At 43.5% G+C, this 3,870-nt stretch carries 3 protein-coding genes and 1 pseudogene; all 4 read right to left on the reverse strand.

Annotated features, from left to right (window positions below; genetic code table 11):
* A pseudogene (locus VLN09_RS09215) lies at positions 1-647 on the reverse strand (ABC transporter permease); the annotation flags it as partial.
* A complete protein-coding gene (yejB, locus tag VLN09_RS09220) occupies positions 647-1,714 on the reverse strand; it encodes a microcin C ABC transporter permease YejB (protein ID WP_325245836.1) in 1,068 nt (355 codons plus the stop codon). The pseudogene VLN09_RS09215 and the gene yejB, both read right to left, overlap by 1 nt.
* A 91-nt stretch (positions 1,715-1,805) precedes the next feature.
* Positions 1,806-2,585, reverse strand: coding sequence for a hydroxyacylglutathione hydrolase (gloB, locus tag VLN09_RS09225; RefSeq protein WP_325245838.1), 780 nt, complete (start codon positions 2,583-2,585; stop codon positions 1,806-1,808).
* A 95-nt stretch (positions 2,586-2,680) separates the two neighbouring features.
* Positions 2,681-3,870 (reverse strand): extracellular solute-binding protein (locus VLN09_RS09230; protein ID WP_325245840.1); only part of this gene is annotated, 1,190 nt, incomplete at its 5' end.

Consider the following 3,870-nt stretch of genomic DNA (forward strand, 5'->3'; position numbering starts at 1 on the left):
ACCAGAATAATAATCATAAACAGCTGCGGCATACCGCCCCACACTTCCATAAAACGCTGCCCTGCTAGATCCACCCAACCACCGTAATAACCTTGTATCGCACCGACGATAATACCTATCACTGCGCCGGCAAGCGTCAAAGCCATACCGAATAATAACGACACGCGCATGCCATAAAGGATACGCGCAAGTACATCACGGCCCAAGTCATCAGTACCAAGCCAGTTCTGACTGTTGGGCGCTGCTGGATATGGAATACCCAGCTCAACGTTCGGCGTTTGATCGGCAAATGGAATGGGCGGCATGATATAAAAGCCCTGCTCATCGATCAGCATTTGCACCGCAGGGTCTTTATAATTGGCTTCGGTTTCAAATACACCGCCAAAAGTCGTTTCAGGGTATGCCTTTACAACCGGAAAGTAATAGTCACCTTGATACTGCACCAGCAGAGGCTTGTCATTGGCAATCACATTGGCTGCCATACAAATAACAAATATCAGGGCAAATATGCCTAGCGATATAACCCCAAGACGATTGCGGCGAAAACGATTGAGTCGTGCTTGCCAAATAGGATTTAGGCGACGTTTTTTTTCTATAGAAATAGGAGGTGTTTTTGAAGGCGTTGAAGGTAATGGATAACTTGACATTAGCGCCCCTCAAAATCAATACGAGGATCAATTAAGTGATAACTTAAATCACTGATCAATTGTAATAACAATCCTACCAGAGTAAAAATAAATAAGGTGCCAAATATCACGGGATAATCACGCTGCTGAATGGCTTCGAAACCTAACAATCCTAAACCGTCAAGCTTAAAGATAATCTCAATTAAGAAATTACCCGCAAAGAAAATACCGACGATAGCCGCTGGAATACCAGCGATAATAATGAGCATCGCATTACGAAACACATGCCCGTACAAGACCTGACGCTCACCTAAGCCTTTGGCACGGGCTGTCAGCACATATTGCTTACCCAGTTCCTCTAAAAAACTAAACTTGGTCAGATAGGTCAAGCCAGCAAAACCGCCAACCGTACTGGCTAATAGCGGCAAAGCCAGATGCCAAAAGTAATCTTTAACTTTATCAAGTGCATTTAGTTGGTCGAAATTCTCGGAGGTTAATCCTTGCAGCGGAAAAATATTCCAGTAGCTGCCACCAGCGAAAAACACGAGCAAAATCACAGCAAATACAAAGACAGGTATTGCATGCCCGATAGCAAGTAGCATAGCTGTTGCTTTATCAATCCCTGAACCATGATGCATGGCTTTATAGACACCAAGTGGAATCGCTATCATATAAATCAGCAGCGTACTCCATAATCCAAGCGAGATTGATACGGGTAGCTTTTCAACAATCAAATCAGTCACTGATTGCCCTTTAAAAAACGACTCCCCAAAATCTAGCTGGGCATAATTTTTTAGCATCAGCCAAAAGCGCTCAGGTGCAGATTTGTCAAAGCCATATTGCGCATTAATGGCTGCCACCATTTCCTCTGACAAGCCGCGTGTTCCTTGGTAAGTGCTATTATTACCGGCACTACCCGCACCAATATTACCGCCCAAGGCATTGTCTTTTGCGCCTTGCTCAATCATAGCAAGTTGCTGCTCAACAGGACCGCCGGGCGCTGCTTGCACAATGACAAAATTCGCCAGCAATATCAAAAATAGCGTCGGTAATATCAGCAGTAACCTTTTTAGGATATAACGACCCATAATAATGGCTTCCTAAAATAATAAAATATGGCAATAGAAAGAATGCGCAGCTAATAACTATCAAAACGTCAGTCGAAGTATCGGCTAGAATTTAAAAGTTATTTTTAAGCTCACGTAGAGCCGAAAATACGGTCAAAGATTTTTCATCCTCAATATTCATTTTGGACTTCACCCCTGCTATCACATTTGGCTCTTGTGTACGCAAAAACACATTTATCGCACGCTCATGCTCTAGGGTAACCGGCAATGTCGGCATACCTTGTGCTGTTATTTCTTCAGCTTGCGCAAGGGCTTGCTGCATCGCCTCATTATCAGGCTCAATCGACAACCCAAAACGTAGATTACTTGCAGTATATTCATGCGCAGGATATAACAATGTATCGGTTGGCAGTCCATTTAAACGCTTAAAGCTGTCATGCAACTGCTCAATGGTACCAGTAAATACGCGACCACAACCGGCGCTAAATAACGTATCACCACAAAAGCAATGCTTACGTCCCTCTATATCTAAAACATAAGCCATGTGGCTTGCGGTATGACCTGAGACATCCCACACTTGTGCCGCACAGCCCCACGCGCTTACCGTACTGCTATCTTTTATGGTCTGATCTTCATCGACATTATGTTCAGTATGCGCAACTAGATGCGTCATAGGATACGACTCTTGTAACTCTGCGACACCGCCGATATGATCATGGTGATGATGCGTGGTCCAGATAGATGTCAGCTCTAGCTGATTTTCTTCCAAATAGCGAATAACAGGTTCAGCTTGACCCGGATCAATGACAATCGCCTGCTTATTACTTTCATTGATTAATGTCCAGATATAGTTATCATTGAACGCTTTAATCGGGTGAATACGAATACTCATATTAAATCCTTACCAGTGATTATCTTTATTGCTAATGTTTTTTATTAAAAGTTTTTAAGACCAAATATAACTCTAAAATAAAGAATGACTATTATTTATTGTTTTAAATATTGATTCACACGTGCTTCTGCTGCTTTGTCTGTCCACCAATAATCAATGCCGACAGCATTGGACGGTAGAGTTTCGGTATGATGGTATTGATTCCAGTAAGCGACATTGGTCGCAGATTTACCGTATAAAGGCACTAAATAATGTCCTGCACGTAGCAGACGATCGAGCACCTGAGTATATAGAATGATCTCGTTGCGATTCTTAGCGTCGCCCAGCTGCTCTATGACGCTGTCAATCTGCGGGTTTTTGATACCGATTGTATTATGGTTGCCAGCTTCATCAGCGGCCGCACTGCCCCAAAATGCCGCTTGCTCTGCACCAGGCGATAAACTCTGAGCAAATACATCGGTCACCATATCATAATCAAAACGGCGTATACGCTCATAATACTGCGGCCCATCGACTTGACGTAAGGTCGCATCAAACCCTAGGCGTTTTAGATTACGAATATAAGGTAAAAGCACTCGACCCATGGTTTCGCCTGTCATCAAAATCTCAATCTGAGCAAGCTTGCCATCAGGCTGATATAACTTCATTTCATCATAATAAAACCCAGAATCTAGCAACAGCTGCCTTGCTTTTAATAGCTCTTTACGATTAAAACCACTGCCATCGCTGGTTGGAAGCTGCCACTCTGCCAATACCGCTTGACGCTGAACTGGCTCAAGTTTGGGTAACAAAGGTTTAAGTACTGCCATCTCGGCAAGCGATGGCGTACCTGTTGCTGCTAGCTCTGAGCCATGAAAAAAGCTTTGCAAGCGCTCATACTGCCCATGAAACAAGGTCTTATTCATCCACTCAAAATCATAAGCAGCAGTCAGTGCTTGACGGACACGAATATCTTCAAAGATTGGATGGCGCATATTCATTACCAGACCCTGCATCGGGACTGGATTTTGACTACTTATCGTCTCTTTTTTTATCATACCGGCTTTGACTGCGGGGAAATTGTAACCGGTTACCCAATTGGAGGCTTTGTTTTCAGGACGAAAGCGATATTGACCATACTTAAACCCTTCAAAAGCAATCTCATCACTCTGATAATAGACAAACTTAATCATATCAAAATTATAACGACCCCGATTGACCATCAAATCACGCCCCCAGTAATTGGGATCACGTACATAGCTAACCGAACGTCCAGCATCAACACGCCCAAGCGTATAAGGACCGC

This window comes from Psychrobacter sp. (genome assembly GCF_035469765.1).
In the GTDB taxonomy this organism is placed as follows: domain Bacteria; phylum Pseudomonadota; class Gammaproteobacteria; order Pseudomonadales; family Moraxellaceae; genus Psychrobacter.